We start from the raw sequence: 20223 nt of genomic DNA, 5'->3' as shown, positions 1-20223 counted from the left end.
TACTAACCCAAATTATGGCAGAAAGAAAAGTAAGAGTTCGTTTTGCTCCAAGTCCTACGGGAGCACTGCACATCGGTGGTGTGCGTACAGCTTTGTATAATTATCTATTTGCGCGTCAACACGGCGGAGACTTGATATTTCGTATTGAAGATACTGATTCTAACCGGTTCGTTCCGGGAGCGGAAGAGTATATACTCGAATCTTTTAAGTGGTTGGGTATCCACTTTGATGAAGGAGTGAGCTTCGGTGGTGAATGTGGTCCGTACCGCCAGTCGGAGCGCCGCGAAATCTACAAGAAATATGTGCAGGTTTTGCTGGAAAATGGAAAAGCATACATCGCTTTTGATACTCCGGAGGAACTGGACGCTAAGCGTGCTGAAATTGCTAACTTCCAATATGACGCATCTACTCGCGGAATGATGCGCAACTCATTAACCATGCCGAAGGAAGAAGTGGATGCACTGATTGCTGAAGGCAAACAATACGTCGTTCGTTTCAAAATCGAACCGAATGAAGACGTACATGTGAATGACCTGATTCGTGGCGAAGTTATTATCAACTCATCCATTCTGGATGATAAAGTGCTTTATAAATCGGCTGATGAACTGCCGACTTACCATCTGGCAAATATCGTGGACGACCATTTGATGGAAGTTTCCCACGTGATTCGTGGTGAAGAATGGCTCCCTTCCGCTCCTTTGCATGTGTTGTTGTACCGTGCTTTCGGCTGGGAAGATACAATGCCGGAATTTGCCCACCTGCCTTTATTGCTGAAACCGGAAGGCAATGGAAAATTAAGTAAACGTGACGGTGACCGTCTCGGATTCCCTGTATTCCCATTGGAATGGCACGATCCGAAATCGGGAGAAATCTCTTCAGGTTATCGTGAATCGGGGTATCTGCCGGAAGCAGTGATTAATTTCTTGGCTTTGTTGGGATGGAATCCGGGCAATGACCAGGAAGTGATGTCAATGGACGAATTGATTAAATTGTTTGATCTTCACCGTTGCAGCAAGTCGGGTGCCAAGTTCGACTATAAAAAGGGAATATGGTTCAACCATCAATATATACAGCAGAAACCTAACGAAGAAATTGCGGAACTGTTCTTGCCTTTCCTGAAAGAACATGGTGTAGAAGCTCCTTTCGAAAAGGTGGTGACTGTGGTTGGCATGATGAAAGATCGGGTAAGTTTCATTAAAGAACTGTGGGACGTATGTAGCTTCTTCTTCGTTGCTCCTACCGAATATGATGAAAAGACGGTGAAGAAACGTTGGAAAGAAGATTCTGCAAAATGTATGACCGAATTGGCAGAAGTGATTGCCGGCATTGAAGACTTTAGTATTGAAGGACAGGAAAAAGTCGTTATGGACTGGATTGCGGAGAAAGGTTATCATACTGGTAATATCATGAATGCTTTCCGTCTGACATTAGTGGGTGAAGGAAAAGGCCCGCACATGTTCGATATTTCCTGGGTATTGGGCAAAGAGGAGACGATAGCTCGCATGAAACGTGCGGTAGAGGTTTTGAAGTAATCGACACAGTACTATGCTTTACGACCTGGCAATAGTCATTTATGACTTTATCGTCCATTTGGCTGCTCCGTTTAGCCGTAAGCCCCGAAAGATGATGAAAGGGCATTGGGTAGTGTATGAACTCCTGCGGCAGCAAGTGGAGAAAGGGGAACAGTATATTTGGTTTCATGCTGCTTCACTGGGAGAGTTTGAACAAGGGCGCCCTCTGATAGAAATGATTCGTGCGAAGTATCCTAACTATAAGATATTGCTGACATTTTTCTCTCCTTCCGGTTACGAGGTGCGTAAGCATTACCGGGGGGCGGATATTGTCTGCTATCTGCCGTTTGATAAACCGCGGAATGTGAAAAAGTTTCTGGATATTGCAAATCCTTGCATGGCGTTCTTTATCAAATATGAGTTTTGGAAGAATTATCTGGATGAGCTTCACAAACGCCGTATTCCGGTATATAGTGTATCGTCTATCTTCCGTCGCGAACAAATATTCTTTAAATGGTACGGTGGAACTTATCGCAATGTATTGAAAGATTTCGATCATCTGTTTGTTCAGAATGAGGCATCCAAACGTTACTTGTCGAAAATCGGTATCAGCCGTGTGACAGTAGTGGGAGATACCCGTTTTGACCGCGTGTTGCAAATCCGTGAAGAGGCTAAAGAACTTCCGTTGGTAGAGAAATTTAAAGGAACCAATTCCTTTACTTTTGTTGCCGGAAGCTCATGGGGACCTGACGAAGATTTATTCCTCGAATATTTCAATAACCATCCGGAAATGAAACTGATTATTGCTCCGCATGTGATCGACGAGAATCACCTGGTTGAAATCATCAGTAAATTGAAACGTCCGTATGTGCGCTATACCCGTGCTGACGAAAGGAATGTATTGAAAGCGGATTGTCTCATAATAGACTGCTTCGGACTGCTGTCCTCTATTTACCGTTATGGCGAAATAGCTTATATCGGTGGTGGTTTCGGAGTAGGTATTCATAACACATTGGAAGCGGCTGTATATGGTATTCCGGTGATTTTCGGACCGAAGTATCAGAAATTTATGGAAGCCGTTCAATTGCTCGAAGCAAAGGGCGCTTATTCCATTAAAGATTATGATGAACTGAAAACTTTGCTGGATCGTTTCCTGGCGGATGAATTGTTCTTGCGTGAAACCGGAACAAATGCAGGTTATTATGTGACTAGTAATGCCGGAGCTACAGAAAAGATTATGCACATGATTAATTTTTGATTAGAGGAAATAGTGTCGAAAAGAGATGAATCCAATGAATTCGCTTTTTGTAAAAAAAACGGCTTTATAAAAAATCTTATAAAAACAGCGGGATGTTCTTTCATTAGAACGTCCCGCTGTTTTTATTAACTTGTTAGGGTCATACTATTTATCTTCCTTATACCATTGCGAATACATCAAATAATTGTGAGCAATCTTCTGATTCAGTTCTTTGGCTTGTTCAGGATCTACCTTTTTAATGAATTTCGCGGGTACCCCTCCCCAAATGCTTCCCGGCTCAATGATGGTATTGCTTAATACCAGCGAACCGGCGGCAACGATTGCTCCTTCGCCAACTACGACGTGATCCAGGATGGTTGACCCCATCCCTACCAATGCATAATCTTTGATGGTCGCCCCATGAATGGTAACATTATGCCCTACGGATACATGATCGCCAATTTCAATAGTCGATTTTTGATATAATGTATGCAAGACACTTCCATCCTGAATGTTGACACCATTGCCGATTCGTATGGAGTTGACGTCACCTCTTAATACCGTATTAAACCAAATGCTACAATCATTTCCTATTTTTACATCTCCTATAATAGTTGCATTATCTGCGAGGAAGCAGTTTTCCCCGATTTCGGGAGTAAAACCTCGTACTGATTTAATTAAAGCCATATAATATTTGTTTCTAATAAAGTTTTTTATTTAATGCAGTTCTATGTTGTACGACACCCGGGTGTCGTGATGGCTGAGACCCGGGTCTCAGTATGCTTGACACCCGGGTGTCAGACAAGTTCTTTTTAAAGGGAAGCAGTTGCCTCTTGTAACCAAACTTTTTCTTCTTCGTTAAGATCCGGTGACAACTTCTCGTAGACAGTCTGATGGTAATTGTTTAACCATTCAATTTCTTCATTTGTCAGCATCTCCTTGATGATCCCTTTTTTGCAGATTGGGCATAAAGTGATAGTTTCAAACTTAAGATATTCTCCAAACATTCCCTCTCCATCTTTGCAAACCAACGTCAGGTTCTCCGTACGTATCCCGTGACTGCCTGCTTTATAAACACCAGGCTCATTGGAAGTAACCATGCCGGGCTGCAAAATGACAGGATTCTCATTCATACGAATGCTTTGCGGACCTTCGTGTACACTCAGGAAATGTCCGACGCCATGTCCTGTGCCATGAAGAAAATTCATTCTGTAGTTCCAGATAGGGATACGAGCTAGTACATCGAGCTGGGCTCCACGGGTTCCGGTAGGGAATTTGGCCATAGCCAACGCGATGTGTCCTTTTAATATAAGGGTATAATCCGTTTTTTCTTCCTCTGTAAGTTCGCCTAAGGCAATGGTTCGGGTGATGTCAGTGGTTCCGTCCAGATATTGGGCTCCTGAATCTAAGAGTAAGAACCCTCTGGGCTGAAGAGTCACGTCACTTTCCGGGGTAGCCGAATAATGTACGATTGCCCCATGTTCTTTATACCCTGCAATCGTGTCGAAACTTTCCCCCATGTAGAGAGGCTGTGCAGCCCTAAACTCATGCAATTTTTTATCTATACTTAATTCTGTCTCTTTTCCGGTAGATACGGATTCTTCCAGCCATTTGAGGAATTTGACGAGTGCTACTCCATCCCGTCGCATGGCAGCGTGGATGCCGGCGATCTCCTGCTCATTGCGAATCGCTTTTAATAATGCGACGGGCGACTCGCCACGAAGAATAGAACATTGCGGATTAATAGATGAATAGATAGAATAATTCGTTTTCCGTGGGTCAATCAAAATGTTTTTTCCTGGAAAAGAATTCAGGAATGTCTCTACCTCATCATACTTCTGTATTCCAATCTGCCGTTCCTTTAGATAAGTCTCTACCTCTGCCGTCACTTTCTCCGGTGAAATAAAATAAGTCACTTCATCCTGTGTGATTAACAGGTAACTTACTATGACCGGATTGCAATGTACATCGTTTCCTCGCAAATTGAGAGTCCATGCGATCTCGTCGAGCGCGGATATGAATAAAGCATAGACACCTTTCTTTTTCAACTCCGTACGGATGGCGGATATTTTCTCTTCGCAGCTTTTCCCTGCATATTTGATATCATAAATAAAGGCAGGAGAATCAGGCATGGCGGGCCGGTCTTTCCAAATGCTACTCAATGGATCTCCAAATATGTCGACCTGTAACTGATGTGCCGCCAGTTCTTCTTTCATCTGTTCGACCTGTTGCACAGAGAACATTTTCCCGTCGATACTTGCAGATTCTCCAGGTTTTAAGTGTTGGCAGAGAAATTCTGTAATACTGGGAGTCTCCGGCAACATCTCTTTATATAAGGTAATGCCGCTGCCCTCCAATTCCTTCGTAGCTTGCAGAAAATAACGTGAGTCGGTCCATAATCCTGCTTTATCCATCAGGATAACCGCTGTTCCGGCAGAACCAGTAAAACCAGAAATCCACTCGCGTGACATCCAGTGGGGAGCCACATATTCACTAAGGTGAGGGTCGGTGCTGGGAATAATGAACGCTTTGATAGAATTGGGATGAAAGGTCATGCGCAGTGCATGCACTCGCTCTTTTATGCTCTGTTTCATACTTTATTATATTATTATAGACATGTAAGTGTTTCAAAGGTACTAACTTTCTGCATTTAATAACTTGTTTATGAATAGTTTTTGAGAAATATTTGCCGAAAGTTTTGTGAATAAAGAAAGTATGTGTAATTTTGCGGCGCAATTTGACTGCAGAATTTTTTAATCATAACATATTAATAGTAACAAAATGATTGTAGTACCTGTAAAAGAAGGCGAAAACATTGAAAAAGCGCTGAAGAAGTTCAAAAGAAAATTTGAAAAGACTGGCATTGTAAAAGAGTTGAGAAGCAGACAACAGTTTGATAAACCGTCTGTAACTAAAAGACTTAAGAAAGAACGCGCAGTTTACGTACAACAACTTCAGCAAGTAGAAGATTAATAATTCGTAATTTCCTTTGAATTATTGAATTCTTTTCATACATTCGTTGCACGATTTTAGATGTAGCGATATTATGTTGATAGAATCTTTTCTTGATTATCTCCAGTATGAGCGGAACTATTCTGAAAAAACCGTTCTTGCGTACGGTGAAGATATAAAGCAACTGCAGGAGTTTGCTCAGGAAGAGTATGGAAAATTTAATCCGTTAGAAGTCGAGGCGGAACTGATTCGTGAATGGATTGTTTCATTGATGGATAAAGGGTATACCTCAACTTCTGTAAATCGTAAGCTAAGTTCGCTCCGAACGTTTTACAAGTATCTCTTGAGGCAGGGAGAAACGACTATAGATCCTTTGCGTAAAATAAAAGGACCTAAAAACAAAAAACCGTTGCCTGTGTTCTTAAAAGAGAACGAAATGAATCGGTTATTGGATGAAACGGACTTTGGCGAAGGGTTTAAAGGCTGTCGGGATCGGTTGATTATTGAAATGTTTTATGCTACCGGCATGAGGCTTTCGGAATTGATAGGTCTGGATAATAAGGATGTGGATTTTTCGGCTTCTCTTCTGAAAGTGACCGGGAAAAGAAACAAGCAACGGCTGATTCCGTTCGGTGACGAACTGCAGGAGTTGATGCTTGAATATATTAATGTAAGAAACGAAACGATTCCGGAAAGGTCGGAAGCTTTCTTTATTAGAGAGAACGGTGAACGGCTTTATAAGAATCTAGTCTATAATTTAGTGAAACGGAACCTGTCAAAGGTGGCGACGTTGAAGAAAAAGAGCCCTCACGTGTTGAGGCATACTTTTGCTACCACAATGCTGAACAATGAAGCAGAACTGGGAGCGGTAAAAGAACTTTTGGGTCACGAGAGTATAACAACTACCGAGATCTACACACATGCCACATTTGAAGAACTTAAAAAAGTGTATAAACAAGCTCATCCAAGAGCTTAAAAAAAGGAGGTAAGTATGGATGTTAGAATTCAATCAATTCACTTTGATGCGTCAGAGCAATTGCAGGCATTTATTCAGAAGAAAGTGTCCAAGTTGGAAAAATATTACGAAGATATAAAGAAAGTAGAGGTGTCATTAAAGGTAGTTAAACCAGAAGTTGCTGAAAACAAGGAAGCGGGCATTAAAATATTGATCCCCAATGGAGAGTTTTATGCAAGCAAAGTATGCGATACATTTGAAGAAGCAATTGATTTAGATGTGGAAGCACTCGGAAAACAGCTGGTTAAATACAAGGAAAAGCAACGTAGCAAATAAAAAAATCCCAAATATTTTGCGGGAAAGAAATAAATAACTAAATTTGCAGCCGTTTCGCTCGCGTTAGAACGTGACGGTTGCTTTTTTTAGTAAGTTTGCCTCTTTAGCTCAGTTGGCCAGAGCACGTGATTTGTAATCTCGGGGTCGTTGGTTCGAATCCGACAAGAGGCTCAAAAAGAAACCGAAGAACAAAGATAGAACATCTGTCTTTATCATATTGTTTGAAAATAGTTCTTTTATTTCTTGATTTTGAAAAGGGCAAATACCAGAGTGGCCAAATGGGGCAGACTGTAAATCTGCTGGCTTACGCCTTCGGTGGTTCGAATCCATCTTTGCCCACAATCAGAGTGACAACTTTGGCAAGAATGCGGAAGTAGCTCAGTTGATAGAGCATTAGCCTTCCAAGCTGAGGGTCGCGGGTTTGAGCCCCGTCTTCCGCTCTCTTTTCTTGCTGTTATAGCTCAGTGGTAGAGCACTTCCTTGGTAAGGAAGAGGTCCCGGGTTCAAATCCCGGTAACAGCTCATAAAGGATGTAAATGCTGATTATTAATCAAATAAATAACAAGTAAAGCTATGGCTAAAGAGAAATTTGAACGTACCAAACCGCACGTAAACATTGGTACAATCGGTCACGTAGACCACGGTAAGACAACGTTGACAGCTGCTATCACTACTGTGTTGGCAAAGAAAGGTCTTTCAGAATTGCGTTCTTTCGATTCTATCGACAACGCTCCTGAAGAAAAAGAAAGAGGTATTACTATCAATACTTCTCACGTTGAATATCAAACAGCTAACCGTCACTATGCACACGTAGACTGTCCGGGTCACGCCGACTACGTAAAGAACATGGTAACTGGTGCTGCTCAGATGGACGGTGCTATCATCGTTTGTGCTGCAACTGATGGTCCGATGCCTCAAACTCGCGAACACATCCTGTTGGCTCGTCAGGTAAACGTACCTCGTCTGGTTGTATTCTTGAACAAGTGCGATATGGTAGACGACGAAGAAATGTTGGAACTCGTTGAAATGGAAATGAGAGAACTTCTTTCATTCTATGATTTCGATGGTGACAATACTCCTATCATCCGTGGTTCTGCTCTTGGCGCATTGAACGGTGTTGAAAAATGGGAAGACAAAGTTATGGAACTGATGGATGCAGTTGATAACTGGATTCCACTGCCTCCGCGCGATGTTGATAAACCATTCTTGATGCCGGTTGAAGACGTGTTCTCTATCACAGGTCGTGGTACTGTAGCAACAGGTCGTATCGAAACTGGTGTTATCCACGTTGGTGATGAAATCGAAATCCTTGGTTTAGGTGAAGATAAGAAATCAGTTGTAACTGGTGTTGAAATGTTCCGTAAACTGTTGGATCAAGGTGAAGCTGGTGACAACGTAGGTCTTTTGCTTCGTGGTATTGACAAGAACGAAATCAAACGTGGTATGGTTCTTTGTAAACCAGGTCAGATTAAACCGCACTCTAAATTCAAAGCTGAGGTTTATATCTTGAAGAAAGAAGAAGGTGGTCGTCACACTCCGTTCCACAACAAATACCGTCCTCAGTTCTACTTGCGTACTATGGACTGTACAGGTGAAATCACTTTGCCGGAAGGAACAGAAATGGTAATGCCGGGTGATAACGTAACTATTACAGTTGAGTTGATCTACCCAGTAGCATTGAACCCGGGTCTTCGTTTCGCTATCCGCGAAGGTGGACGTACGGTAGGTGCTGGTCAGATTACTGAAATTATCGACTAATACACAATAATTAATCAGTTCCCGGTTTTCCATCGGGAACTGATTATGTACACACGGGAGTAGCTCAGTTGGTAGAGCACCGGTCTCCAAAACCGGGTGTCGGGAGTTCGAGCCTCTCCTCCCGTGCTAATATTATTGAAATGAAAAAGGTAATAGCTTATATTAAAGAATCTTACGACGAACTTGTACATAAAGTATCGTGGCCTACGTATTCTGAACTTGCTAACAGTGCAGTAGTTGTTTTATATGCTTCCCTGCTTATTGCATTGGTAGTATGGGGTATGGATGTCTGTTTCCAGAACTTCATGGAAAAAATCGTTTATCCACATTAAAAAATTAGGAATTGAAAATGGCTGAGATTGAAAAGAAATGGTACGTTCTACGTGCTATTAGCGGTAAAGAAGCTAAGGTAAAGGAATATCTTGAAGCTGATCTTAAGAACAGCGACCTTGGTGAATATGTATCTCAGGTATTGATTCCTACTGAAAAAGTTTACCAGGTTCGCAATGGTAAAAAAATTGTGAAGGAAAGAAGTTATCTTCCTGGCTACGTTTTAGTGGAGGCTGCTTTGGTTGGTGAGGTCGCTCATCACCTGCGCAATACTCCGAATGTGATAGGCTTTTTAGGCGGCTCCGAAAAACCGGTGCCTCTCAGACAATCAGAAGTGAATCGTATACTTGGTACAGTGGACGAACTGCAGGAAACGGGTGAAGAACTCAATATTCCGTACGTAGTGGGAGAAACTGTAAAAGTTACTTTTGGACCTTTCAGCGGATTCAGTGGCATCATTGAAGAAGTGAATAGTGAAAAAAAGAAACTAAAGGTCATGGTGAAGATATTCGGGCGCAAAACACCGCTTGAATTGGGCTTTATGCAAGTGGAAAAGGAATAACACGGAATTGTTACGCTGTTGTTGTTCTTCGTTTAATGTTTATATATAAATCAATAAAAAAATGGCTAAAGAAGTTGCTGGACTAATCAAGTTACAGATTAAAGGAGGCGCTGCAAATCCATCACCTCCCGTTGGACCTGCTTTGGGTTCTAAGGGTATCAATATCATGGAATTTTGCAAGCAATTCAATGCCAGAACCCAAGACAAAGCAGGTAAGATTTTACCTGTTATCATTACTTACTACGCAGATAAGTCTTTCGATTTTGTAATCAAGACTCCTCCCGTTGCTATTCAATTACTTGAAGTAGCTAAGGTAAAGAGTGGTTCTGCTGAGCCTAACCGTAAGAAAGTTGCCGAGCTTACTTGGGAACAGGTTCGTACGATTGCTCAGGACAAAATGGTTGACTTAAACTGTTTTACTGTGGAAGCTGCCATGAGAATGGTTGCAGGTACAGCTAGAAGTATGGGTATCGCTGTAAAAGGGGAGTTCCCGGTTAATAATTAATAAACTTCAATTGTAATGGGTAAACTGACAAAAAATCAAAAGTTAGCTGCAGAAAAGATTGAAGCAGGGAAAGCATACTCACTGAAAGAAGCTGCATCTTTGGTAAAAGAAATCACTTTTACTAAGTTTGATGCTTCACTGGATATTGATGTACGTTTAGGTGTTGATCCACGTAAAGCTAACCAGATGGTGAGAGGTGTTGTTTCACTTCCTCATGGTACTGGTAAAGAAGTACGTGTATTGGTACTTTGTACACCGGATGCTGAAGCTGCTGCAAAAGAAGCTGGTGCTGACTACGTTGGTCTTGACGAATATATTGAAAAGATCAAAGGTGGATGGACTGATATTGATGTAATCATCACTATGCCATCTATCATGGGTAAAATTGGTGCGCTCGGTCGTGTACTCGGTCCTCGTGGATTGATGCCGAACCCTAAGAGTGGTACTGTAACTATGGATGTTGCTAAGGCTGTAAAAGAAGTAAAACAAGGTAAGATTGACTTTAAAGTTGATAAGAGCGGTATCGTTCACACTTCTATCGGTAAGGTATCATTCAGTCCTGATCAGATTCGCGACAATGCGAAAGAGTTCATCTCTACTCTGAACAAACTGAAACCGACCGCAGCAAAGGGTACATATATTAAGAGTATTTATCTTTCTAGTACAATGAGTGCGGGTATTAAAATCGACCCGAAATCAGTGGATGAAATCTAATAAAACAGAGAAATAATGAGAAAGGAAGATAAAAGTACGATTATAGAGCAAATTGCTGCTACAGTAAAGGAATATGGTCACTTCTACTTGGTAGACGTTACAGCTATGAACGCTGCTGCTACCAGTGCATTGAGAAGAGATTGTTTTAAATCAGACATCAAATTGATGTTGGTTAAAAACACGCTGCTTCACAAAGCACTTGAAAGCTTGGAGGAAGACTTCTCACCTCTTTACGGTTCTTTGAAAGGTACTACTGCTGTTATGTTTAGCAATACTGCAAACGTTCCTGCTAAGTTAATCAAAGACAAAGCGAAAGACGGTATTCCCGGACTGAAAGCTGCATATGCAGAAGAAAGCTTCTACATTGGTGCTGATCAATTGGATGCTCTCGTTTCAATCAAGAGTAAGAATGAAGTTATCGCCGATATCGTTGCCCTGTTGCAATCTCCGGCCAAGAATGTTATTTCTGCTCTTCAATCAGGTGGTAACACCCTTCACGGAGTTCTCAAGACTCTTGGTGAACGTCCCGAATAATTTTCAAAAATCAACAAAGTATTTAAACAATTAAAATCATACAAAAAATGGCAGATTTGAAAGCTTTTGCAGAACAATTAGTTAACTTGACAGTAAAAGAAGTTAATGAACTTGCAACTATCCTTAAAGAAGAATACGGTATTGAACCTGCTGCTGCAGCTGTAGCTGTTGCTGCTGGTCCTGCAGCTGGTGCTGCTGCCGCAGAAGAAAAAACTTCTTTCGACGTAGTATTGAAGAGCGCTGGTGCAGCTAAACTTCAAGTAGTTAAGGCCGTTAAGGAAGCTTGTGGTCTTGGTTTGAAAGAAGCTAAAGACTTGGTAGACGGTGCTCCTAGCACAGTAAAAGAAGGTTTGGCTAAAGACGAAGCAGAATCATTGAAGAAAACATTGGAAGAAGCTGGAGCTGAAGTTGAACTTAAATAACATTGGCCTGGTAATCAGGTAATTCGGTTAGGAATCCTTCACAAGAGGATTCTTAACCTTTTTGTGTATATATTTCAAATTAAGTTCTCCAAATTCATTGACAGATGTCTTCAAATACTGTAAATCAAAGAGTTAATTTTGCTTCGACTAAGAATCCGCTAGAATACCCGGATTTCCTGGAAGTACAATTGAAGTCATTCCAAGACTTTCTACAATTAGATACCCCACCTGAAAAGCGTAAGAATGAGGGATTGTATAAAGTATTTGCTGAAAACTTCCCTATTGCCGATACAAGAAACAATTTTGTTCTTGAGTTTCTGGACTATTATATTGATCCGCCGCGTTATACCATTGATGATTGTATAGAGCGTGGGCTTACTTATAGTGTTCCCTTAAAAGCGAAACTTAAGCTTTACTGTACGGACCCCGATCATGAGGATTTTGATACAGTGATTCAGGACGTATTCCTCGGCCCGATTCCTTATATGACTGATAAGGCTACTTTCGTCATTAACGGTGCCGAACGCGTAGTTGTGTCACAGCTTCACCGTTCTCCGGGTGTGTTCTTCGGTCAGAGTGTACATGCCAATGGTACGAAACTTTATTCGGCTCGTATTATTCCGTTTAAGGGTTCGTGGATTGAGTTTGCTACTGACATCAATAATGTGATGTACGCATACATCGACCGTAAGAAGAAATTGCCGGTGACTACATTGTTGCGTGCAATTGGCTTCGAGAATGACAAAGATATTCTTGAGATTTTCGATCTTGCAGAAGATGTGAAGGTAAACAAGACAAATCTGAAGAAGGTGTTAGGCCGTAAACTGGCTGCACGTGTCTTGAAAACATGGATTGAAGATTTCGTTGATGAAGATACCGGTGAAGTGGTTTCTATTGAACGTAACGAAGTTATTATCGACCGTGAAACCGTACTGGAAGAGGAGCATATTGATGAAATTTTGGAGTCGGGAGTTCAGAACATCCTTTTGCATAAGGATGAACCGAATCAGTCCGATTTCTCTATCATATATAATACGTTGCAGAAGGACCCGAGTAACTCGGAAAAAGAAGCTGTGTTGTATATCTACCGTCAGTTGCGTAATGCCGATCCGGCTGATGACGCAAGTGCAAGGGAGGTTATCAACAACTTGTTCTTCTCAGAAAAACGATATGACCTTGGTGATGTAGGTCGTTACAGAATCAACAAAAAGTTGAATCTGACGACTGATATGGACGTGCGTGTCCTCACGAAGGAAGATATTATTGAAATCATCAAATATCTGATTGAGTTGATTAACTCAAAAGCGGATGTGGATGATATTGACCACTTGAGTAACCGTCGTGTACGTACTGTTGGTGAACAGCTTTCTAATCAGTTTGCTGTGGGGCTGGCACGTATGTCTCGTACGATTCGTGAACGTATGAACGTTCGTGACAATGAAGTGTTTACTCCGATTGATTTGATTAATGCGAAGACTATTTCTTCAGTAATCAACTCATTCTTCGGAACGAACGCGTTGTCGCAGTTCATGGACCAGACAAACCCGCTGGCTGAAATTACGCACAAACGTCGTATGTCTGCCCTTGGTCCTGGTGGTCTTTCCCGTGAACGTGCCGGATTTGAGGTTCGTGACGTTCACTATACACACTATGGTCGTCTTTGTCCGATTGAGACTCCTGAAGGTCCGAACATCGGTTTGATTTCTTCATTGTGTGTATTTGCTAAGATTAATGAGCTAGGATTCATTGAAACTCCCTACCGCAAGGTGGAAAATGGGAAAGTGGATCTTTCTGATAACGGTCTGATTTATCTGACTGCTGAAGAAGAGGAAGAAAAGGTTATTGCGCAGGGAAATGCTCCGTTGAATGACGATGGTACATTCGTACTTAACAGAGTTAAGTCTCGTCAAGATGCAGATTTCCCGGTTGTTGAACCATCTGAAGTTGACTTGATGGACGTTGCTCCACAGCAGATCGCATCTATTGCAGCTTCTTTGATTCCATTCTTGGAACATGACGATGCTAACCGTGCATTGATGGGATCGAACATGATGCGCCAGGCGGTTCCTTTGTTGAGAAGTGAAGCTCCGATCGTAGGTACAGGTATCGAACGTCAGTTGGTAAGAGACTCTCGTACCCAGATTACCGCAGAAGGCGATGGTGTGGTTGACTATGTGGATGCTACTACTATCCGTATTTTGTATGACCGTACGGAAGACGAAGAATTTGTAAGTTTCGAACCTGCTTTGAAGGAATATAGAATACCTAAGTTCCGTAAGACTAACCAGAACATGACGATTGACTTGCGTCCGATTTGTGACAAGGGCCAGCGTGTGAAGAAAGGTGATATCTTGACTGAAGGTTATTCTACTGAAAAGGGTGAATTGGCATTGGGTAAGAACCTGTTGGTAGCTTATATGCCTTGGAAGGGTTACAACTATGAGGATGCTATCGTATTGAACGAACGTGTGGTACGCGAAGACTTGTTGACTTCAGTTCACGTAGAGGAATATTCTCTGGAAGTTCGTGAAACAAAACGTGGTATGGAAGAGTTGACTTCTGATATCCCGAATGTAAGTGAAGAAGCTACCAAAGACTTGGATGAAAACGGTATCGTAAGAATCGGTGCTCGTATCGAGCCGGGTGATATCATGATTGGTAAGATTACGCCGAAGGGTGAATCTGATCCTTCTCCGGAAGAAAAACTGCTTCGGGCTATCTTCGGTGATAAGGCAGGTGACGTGAAAGATGCTTCTTTGAAAGCTTCTCCTTCTTTGAAAGGTGTGGTGATTGATAAGAAACTTTTCTCACGTGTGATTAAGAATCGTAGCTCTAAACTGGCCGATAAAGCATTGTTGCCTAAGATTGATGATGAATTTGAATCTAAGGTAGCTGACTTGAAACGTATCCTGGTTAAGAAACTGATGACTTTGACTGAAGGTAAGGTTTCTCAAGGTGTGAAAGACTATTTGGGTGCGGAAGTTATTGCGAAAGGTTCTAAGTTCAGTGCTTCTGATTTTGATTCACTTGACTTTACTTCTATTCAATTGAGCAACTGGACAAGTGACGATCATATTAACGGTATGATTCGTGATCTGGTGATGAATTTCATTAAGAAATATAAAGAGCTGGATGCTGAATTGAAACGTAAGAAGTTTGCTATTACAATTGGTGATGAACTTCCTGCTGGTATTATCCAGATGGCAAAAGTATATATTGCTAAGAAACGTAAGATTGGTGTGGGTGATAAGATGGCTGGTCGCCACGGTAACAAAGGTATTGTATCCCGTGTTGTTCGTCAGGAAGATATGCCGTTCTTGGCTGATGGTACTCCGGTTGACATCGTGTTGAATCCGTTGGGTGTGCCTTCTCGTATGAACATTGGTCAGATTTTTGAAGCTGTACTCGGACGTGCCGGAAAAACGTTGGGCGTGAAATTCGCGACTCCTATTTTCGACGGTGCTACCATGGAAGATCTGGATCAGTGGACAGACAAGGCAGGATTGCCTCGCTACTGTAAGACTTATCTTTGTGATGGTGGTACAGGTGAGCAATTTGACCAGGCAGCTACTGTGGGCGTAACTTACATGTTGAAGTTGGGCCACATGGTTGAAGACAAGATGCATGCTCGTTCTATCGGTCCGTACTCATTGATTACTCAGCAACCTCTTGGTGGTAAAGCTCAATTCGGTGGTCAGCGTTTCGGAGAAATGGAGGTTTGGGCACTCGAAGGTTTCGGTGCTGCCCATATCTTGCAGGAAATCCTGACTATCAAATCTGATGACGTGGTAGGACGTTCGAAGGCTTATGAAGCAATTGTGAAAGGTGAACCGATGCCACAACCTGGTATTCCGGAATCCTTGAACGTATTGTTGCACGAGTTGAGAGGTTTAGGTTTGAGTATCAACCTAGAATAAAATAATGAAAGAATGTGAGATGTCAATGTACCGATGAAGGTCTGTTGGCATCCGCACTTTTTTCAATTTCCAATGATTCAATTATCAAATCTCAATTATATAGAGTATGGCTTTTAGAAAAGAAAATAAGACGAAAAGTAATTTCTCGAAGATCTCAATTGGTCTGGCTTCTCCGGAAGAAATCCTTGAGAATTCGAGTGGTGAAGTTTTGAAGCCTGAAACCATTAATTACCGTACGTACAAACCCGAACGTGACGGTTTGTTCTGCGAGCGCATTTTTGGTCCTATCAAGGATTATGAATGTCATTGCGGTAAATACAAGCGTATCCGTTATAAAGGTATCGTCTGCGACCGTTGTGGTGTGGAAGTTACTGAAAAGAAAGTGCGCCGTGAACGTATGGGACATATCCAGCTGGTTGTGCCGGTGGCTCACATCTGGTATTTCCGTTCGCTTCCTAATAAAATCGGTTATTTGCTCGGATTGCCGACAAAGAAACTGGATTCGATTATATACTACGAACGTTATGTTGTTATTCAGCCGGGTGTGAAAGCTGAAGATGGCGTAGCCGAATATGATTTGCTTTCTGAAGAAGAATATCTGGATATTCTGGATACGCTTCCGAAAGACAATCAGTATCTTGAAGATAATGATCCGAATAAATTTGTTGCAAAAATGGGAGCCGAAGCTATTTATGATTTGCTGGCTCGTTTGGATCTGGATGCTTTGTCTTACGAATTGCGTCACCGCGCCGGAAACGATGCGTCTCAGCAACGTAAGAATGAAGCTTTGAAACGTCTTCAGGTAGTAGAATCGTTCCGCGCATCACGTGGACGTAACAAACCGGAATGGATGATCGTACGTATCGTACCGGTTATTCCGCCCGAACTTCGTCCGTTGGTTCCGCTGGATGGTGGCCGTTTTGCTACATCTGACTTGAACGACCTTTATCGTCGTGTGATTATCCGTAACAACCGTTTGAAACGACTGATTGAAATCAAGGCTCCGGAAGTAATCTTGCGTAATGAAAAACGTATGCTTCAGGAATCTGTCGATTCTTTGTTTGATAACTCACGTAAGTCAAGTGCTGTGAAGACAGACGCCAACCGTCCGTTGAAGTCATTGTCTGACAGTTTGAAAGGTAAACAGGGACGCTTCCGTCAGAACTTGCTGGGTAAACGTGTTGACTACTCTGCTCGTTCCGTAATCGTCGTTGGTCCGGAATTGAAGATGGGTGAATGCGGTATTCCTAAATTGATGGCTGCCGAATTATACAAGCCGTTTATTATTCGCAAGCTCATCGAACGTGGTATCGTTAAGACTGTTAAGTCTGCAAAGAAAATCGTAGACCGCAAAGAGCCGGTGATTTGGGATATCTTGGAACATGTAATGAAGGGACACCCGGTACTGTTGAACCGTGCTCCGACCTTGCACCGTTTGGGTATTCAGGCTTTCCAGCCTAAAATGATCGAAGGTAAAGCTATCCAGTTGCACCCGTTGGCATGTACGGCATTCAACGCCGACTTTGACGGTGACCAGATGGCTGTTCACTTGCCTTTGAGTAATGAAGCAATTCTTGAAGCACAAATGTTGATGCTTCAATCACATAATATCTTGAATCCGGCAAACGGTGCGCCTATTACTGTGCCTGCACAGGATATGGTTCTTGGTTTGTACTATATTACTAAGTTGCGTGCCGGTGCAAAAGGTGAAGGTTTGACATTCTACGGACCGGAAGAAGCGTTGATCGCTTACAATGAAGGTAAGGTAGATATTCATGCTCCGGTGAAGGTTATCGTGAAAGACGTTGATGAAAATGGTAACATTGTAGACGTAATGCGCGAAACTTCAGTAGGACGTGTGATTGTGAATGAAATCGTTCCACCTGAAGCTGGTTATATCAATACAATTATCTCTAAGAAATCTCTTCGTGATATTATTAGTGATGTAATTAAGGTATGTGGTGTGGCTAAGGCTGCCGACTTTCTGGATGGAATCAAGAATTTAGGTTATCAGATGGCGTTCAAGGGTGGTTTGTCATTCAACTTGGGTGATATTATCATTCCGAAGGAAAAAGAAACTTTGGTACAGAAAGGTTACGACGAAGTTGAACAAGTCGTAAACAACTATAACATGGGTTTCATTACCAATAACGAACGTTACAATCAGGTAATTGATATTTGGACACATGTGAACTCCGAGTTGTCTAATATCCTGATGAAGACTATTTCTTCGGACGATCAGGGTTTCAACTCTGTATATATGATGCTTGACTCTGGTGCCCGTGGTTCTAAAGAGCAGATTCGTCAGTTGTCAGGTATGCGTGGTTTGATGGCAAAACCGCAGAAAGCAGGTGCTGAAGGTGGTCAGATCATCGAGAACCCGATTTTGTCGAACTTTAAAGAAGGACTTTCGGTGTTGGAGTACTTTATCTCTACCCACGGTGCTCGTAAAGGTTTGGCGGATACCGCTTTGAAGACTGCCGATGCTGGTTATTTGACTCGTCGTCTGGTGGACGTATCACACGATGTGATTATTACAGAAGAAGACTGCGGTACACTCCGCGGATTGGTTTGTACGGACCTTAAGAATAACGATGAGGTTATTGCTACTCTGTACGAACGTATCTTAGGCCGTGTTTCCGTACATGATATTATTCATCCTACCACAGGTGAATTGCTTGTTGCCGGTGGTGAAGAAATCACAGAAGAAGTAGCCAAGAAGATTCAGGAGTCTCCGATCGAGAGTGTTGAAATCCGTTCGGTATTGACTTGTGAAGCTAAGAAGGGTGTTTGTGCTAAATGTTACGGACGTAACCTGGCAACGAGCCGCATGGTTCAGAAGGGTGAAGCTGTCGGTGTAATCGCTGCTCAGTCTATTGGTGAGCCGGGTACACAGTTGACATTGCGTACATTCCACGCCGGTGGTACTGCTGCAAATATTGCAGCTAACGCCAGTATCGTTGCTAAAAATAATGCACGTCTTGAATTTGAAGAGTTGCGTACAGTAGATATCGTTGACGAGATGGGTGAATCTGCAAAAGTGGTAGTAGGTCGTTTGGCCGAAGTACGTTTTGTGGATGTGAATACCGGTATCGTTCTTTCTACTCATAACGTACCTTATGGTTCAACACTGTATGTAAGCGACGGCGACTTGGTAGAAAAAGGCAAACTGATTGCTAAGTGGGACCCGTTCAATGCTGTTATTATCACAGAAGCAACTGGTAAGATCGAATTTGAGGGCGTGATTGAAAACGTTACTTATAAGGTTGAATCGGATGAAGCAACAGGTCTTCGTGAAATTATTATTATTGAATCCAAGGATAAAACCAAAGTTCCTACCGCTCATATCTTAACAGAGGACGGTGATTTGATCCGTACTTATAACTTACCGGTAGGTGGTCACGTTATCATTGAGAACGGTCAGAAGGTAAAAGCCGGTGAAGTAATCGTGAAGATTCCGCGTGCCGTAGGTAAGGCGGGTGATATCACGGGTGGTCTTCCTCGTGTTACTGAATTGTTTGAAGCTCGTAACCCGTCAAATCCGGCTGTCGTTTCTGAAATCGACGGTGAGGTGACAATGGGTAAGATCAAACGTGGTAACCGTGAAATCATCGTAACTTCCAAGACGGGTGAGGTTAAGAAGTATCTGGTTGCACTGTCTAAGCAGATTCTGGTACAGGAAAATGACTATGTACGTGCTGGTACTCCGTTGTCTGACGGTGCTACTACTCCGGCAGATATCTTGGCAATCAAGGGTCCTACAGCTGTACAGGAATATATCGTGAATGAAGTTCAGGATGTATACCGCTTGCAGGGTGTGAAGATCAATGATAAGCACTTTGAGATTATCGTTCGTCAGATGATGCGTAAAGTACAAATTGATGAACCGGGAGATACTCGCTTCCTCGAACAGCAAGTCGTAGACAAACTGGAATTCATGGAAGAAAATGATCGTATCTGGGGTAAGAAAGTCGTAGTGGATGCTGGTGATTCTCAAAATATGCAAGCTGGACAGATTGTAACTGCCCGCAAGTTGCGTGATGAGAATAGTATGTTGAAACGTCGTGACTTGAAACCGGTTGAGGTTCGTGACGCTGTTGCTGCTACCTCTACTCAGATTCTTCAAGGTATCACGCGTGCTGCTTTGCAAACATCAAGCTTTATGTCGGCTGCTTCCTTCCAGGAAACGACGAAAGTATTGAATGAAGCTGCTATCAACGGTAAGATCGATAAGCTTGAAGGTATGAAGGAAAATGTGATCTGTGGTCACTTGATTCCTGCCGGTACCGGACAGCGCGAGTTCGAAAAGCTCATCGTTGGATCAAAAGAAGAGTATGACCGTATCTTGGCTAACAAGAAAACAGTACTTGACTACAATGAAGTAGAATAAATACAATTCAATTGACTATATGAAAAGGAGCAGTTGCCTAATTGGGCAATTGCTCCTTTTTTTATTTCTTTTTTACTCGCGTGTATTACCATTAGTTTCA

General features: G+C 42.3%; 16 protein-coding genes and 5 tRNA genes. 19 read left to right on the top strand and 2 right to left on the bottom strand.

Features of this window, described 5'->3' with window-relative positions:
• Positions 1–14 precede the first annotated feature (14 nt).
• Both gltX and KFO40_RS06205 read left to right on the top strand, forming a co-directional pair.
• Positions 15–1532: a glutamate--tRNA ligase gene (gene gltX, locus KFO40_RS06210; protein ID WP_004313449.1), complete on the top strand. Its 1518-nt coding sequence runs from the start codon at positions 15–17 to the stop codon at positions 1530–1532.
• 13 nt (positions 1533–1545) lie between these two features.
• Positions 1546–2769 carry a 3-deoxy-D-manno-octulosonic acid transferase gene (locus KFO40_RS06205; RefSeq protein WP_117809755.1) on the top strand — a complete coding sequence of 408 codons (1224 nt, stop codon included), beginning with the start codon at positions 1546–1548 and terminating at the stop codon, positions 2767–2769.
• A gap of 144 nt (positions 2770–2913) precedes the next feature.
• Here the strand turns inward: KFO40_RS06205 and KFO40_RS06200 are convergent, their stop codons facing one another.
• Both KFO40_RS06200 and KFO40_RS06195 read right to left on the bottom strand, forming a co-directional pair.
• On the bottom strand, positions 2914–3435 hold the full coding sequence (locus KFO40_RS06200) for a gamma carbonic anhydrase family protein (protein ID WP_211146192.1): 522 nt from the start codon (positions 3433–3435) through the stop codon (positions 2914–2916).
• A 125-nt stretch (positions 3436–3560) separates the two neighbouring features.
• Complete coding sequence (locus KFO40_RS06195) at positions 3561–5342, bottom strand: aminopeptidase P family protein (RefSeq protein WP_211146191.1); 1782 nt, start codon at positions 5340–5342, stop codon at positions 3561–3563.
• A 187-nt stretch (positions 5343–5529) separates the two neighbouring features.
• On the opposite strand from KFO40_RS06195, the gene rpsU reads away from it, so the two are divergent.
• The 17 genes from rpsU to rpoC all read left to right on the top strand — a co-directional run bounded on the left by rpsU (position 5530) and on the right by rpoC (position 20123).
• Complete coding sequence (gene rpsU / locus KFO40_RS06190; protein ID WP_002558090.1) at positions 5530–5721, top strand: 30S ribosomal protein S21; 192 nt, start codon at positions 5530–5532, stop codon at positions 5719–5721.
• 73 nt (positions 5722–5794) lie between these two features.
• A complete protein-coding gene (xerC, locus tag KFO40_RS06185; protein ID WP_004313453.1) occupies positions 5795–6676 on the top strand; it encodes a tyrosine recombinase XerC in 882 nt (293 codons plus the stop codon).
• Positions 6677–6691: 15 nt separating this feature from the next.
• Entirely contained in the window at positions 6692–6991 is a 300-nt protein-coding gene (hpf, locus tag KFO40_RS06180) for a ribosome hibernation-promoting factor, HPF/YfiA family (RefSeq protein WP_004310895.1), read from the top strand.
• A gap of 97 nt (positions 6992–7088) precedes the next feature.
• Positions 7089–7162: transfer RNA gene (locus KFO40_RS06175), tRNA-Thr, on the top strand.
• Positions 7163–7247: 85 nt separating this feature from the next.
• Positions 7248–7330 (top strand) — tRNA-Tyr (locus tag KFO40_RS06170).
• Positions 7331–7358: 28 nt separating this feature from the next.
• Positions 7359–7431, top strand: a tRNA-Gly gene (locus KFO40_RS06165).
• A gap of 10 nt (positions 7432–7441) precedes the next feature.
• Positions 7442–7513: transfer RNA gene (locus KFO40_RS06160), tRNA-Thr, on the top strand.
• Between the two features lie 51 nt (positions 7514–7564).
• Positions 7565–8749 (top strand): elongation factor Tu, encoded by a 1185-nt coding sequence (tuf, locus tag KFO40_RS06155; protein ID WP_004307553.1) that lies wholly within the window; start codon positions 7565–7567, stop codon positions 8747–8749.
• A 53-nt stretch (positions 8750–8802) separates the two neighbouring features.
• Positions 8803–8875, top strand: a tRNA-Trp gene (locus KFO40_RS06150).
• 14 nt (positions 8876–8889) lie between these two features.
• Positions 8890–9081: a preprotein translocase subunit SecE gene (gene secE / locus KFO40_RS06145; protein ID WP_004296363.1), complete on the top strand. Its 192-nt coding sequence runs from the start codon at positions 8890–8892 to the stop codon at positions 9079–9081.
• A 17-nt stretch (positions 9082–9098) separates the two neighbouring features.
• Positions 9099–9641 carry a transcription termination/antitermination protein NusG gene (nusG, locus tag KFO40_RS06140; RefSeq protein ID WP_004296362.1) on the top strand — a complete coding sequence of 181 codons (543 nt, stop codon included), beginning with the start codon at positions 9099–9101 and terminating at the stop codon, positions 9639–9641.
• Between the two features lie 61 nt (positions 9642–9702).
• A complete protein-coding gene (gene rplK, locus KFO40_RS06135; protein ID WP_004296361.1) occupies positions 9703–10146 on the top strand; it encodes a 50S ribosomal protein L11 in 444 nt (147 codons plus the stop codon).
• 15 nt (positions 10147–10161) lie between these two features.
• The gene (gene rplA / locus KFO40_RS06130) at positions 10162–10860 is read left to right on the top strand and encodes a 50S ribosomal protein L1 (RefSeq protein ID WP_004310894.1); all 699 of its coding nucleotides are present in this window, start codon (positions 10162–10164) and stop codon (positions 10858–10860) included.
• 15 nt (positions 10861–10875) lie between these two features.
• Positions 10876–11394, top strand: a complete 519-nt coding sequence (gene rplJ, locus KFO40_RS06125) for a 50S ribosomal protein L10 (RefSeq protein WP_004310893.1) — start codon at positions 10876–10878, stop codon at positions 11392–11394.
• 47 nt (positions 11395–11441) lie between these two features.
• Entirely contained in the window at positions 11442–11816 is a 375-nt protein-coding gene (rplL, locus tag KFO40_RS06120; RefSeq protein WP_004296358.1) for a 50S ribosomal protein L7/L12, read from the top strand.
• A 104-nt stretch (positions 11817–11920) separates the two neighbouring features.
• Positions 11921–15733, top strand: coding sequence for a DNA-directed RNA polymerase subunit beta (rpoB, locus tag KFO40_RS06115; RefSeq protein ID WP_004310892.1), 3813 nt, complete (start codon positions 11921–11923; stop codon positions 15731–15733).
• 106 nt (positions 15734–15839) lie between these two features.
• Complete coding sequence (rpoC, locus tag KFO40_RS06110; protein WP_004310891.1) at positions 15840–20123, top strand: DNA-directed RNA polymerase subunit beta'; 4284 nt, start codon at positions 15840–15842, stop codon at positions 20121–20123.
• The last annotated feature ends 100 nt before the right edge of the window (positions 20124–20223 follow it).

This window comes from Bacteroides sp. 1001302B_160321_D4 (genome assembly GCF_015667765.1).
GTDB lineage: Bacteria > Bacteroidota > Bacteroidia > Bacteroidales > Bacteroidaceae > Bacteroides > Bacteroides xylanisolvens.
This window is presented reverse-complemented; position numbering and strand designations above follow the sequence as displayed.

Excerpts from the sequence above, each read along its gene's own strand:
- KFO40_RS06205 (WP_117809755.1), top strand. The coding sequence starts at position 1,546 with ATGCTTTACGACCTGGCAATAGTCATTTATGACTTTATCGTCCATTTG.
- gltX (WP_004313449.1), top strand. The coding sequence starts at position 15 with ATGGCAGAAAGAAAAGTAAGAGTTCGTTTTGCTCCAAGTCCTACGGGA.
- xerC (WP_004313453.1), top strand. The coding sequence starts at position 5,795 with ATGTTGATAGAATCTTTTCTTGATTATCTCCAGTATGAGCGGAACTAT.
- KFO40_RS06195 (WP_211146191.1), bottom strand. The coding sequence starts at position 5,342 with ATGAAACAGAGCATAAAAGAGCGAGTGCATGCACTGCGCATGACCTTT.
- secE (WP_004296363.1), top strand. The coding sequence starts at position 8,890 with ATGAAAAAGGTAATAGCTTATATTAAAGAATCTTACGACGAACTTGTA.
- rplK (WP_004296361.1), top strand. The coding sequence starts at position 9,703 with ATGGCTAAAGAAGTTGCTGGACTAATCAAGTTACAGATTAAAGGAGGC.
- KFO40_RS06200 (WP_211146192.1), bottom strand. The coding sequence starts at position 3,435 with ATGGCTTTAATTAAATCAGTACGAGGTTTTACTCCCGAAATCGGGGAA.
- rplA (WP_004310894.1), top strand. The coding sequence starts at position 10,162 with ATGGGTAAACTGACAAAAAATCAAAAGTTAGCTGCAGAAAAGATTGAA.
- rpoB (WP_004310892.1), top strand. The coding sequence starts at position 11,921 with ATGTCTTCAAATACTGTAAATCAAAGAGTTAATTTTGCTTCGACTAAG.
- tuf (WP_004307553.1), top strand. The coding sequence starts at position 7,565 with ATGGCTAAAGAGAAATTTGAACGTACCAAACCGCACGTAAACATTGGT.
- rplJ (WP_004310893.1), top strand. The coding sequence starts at position 10,876 with ATGAGAAAGGAAGATAAAAGTACGATTATAGAGCAAATTGCTGCTACA.
- nusG (WP_004296362.1), top strand. The coding sequence starts at position 9,099 with ATGGCTGAGATTGAAAAGAAATGGTACGTTCTACGTGCTATTAGCGGT.
- hpf (WP_004310895.1), top strand. The coding sequence starts at position 6,692 with ATGGATGTTAGAATTCAATCAATTCACTTTGATGCGTCAGAGCAATTG.
- rpoC (WP_004310891.1), top strand. The coding sequence starts at position 15,840 with ATGGCTTTTAGAAAAGAAAATAAGACGAAAAGTAATTTCTCGAAGATC.
- rpsU (WP_002558090.1), top strand. The coding sequence starts at position 5,530 with ATGATTGTAGTACCTGTAAAAGAAGGCGAAAACATTGAAAAAGCGCTG.
- rplL (WP_004296358.1), top strand. The coding sequence starts at position 11,442 with ATGGCAGATTTGAAAGCTTTTGCAGAACAATTAGTTAACTTGACAGTA.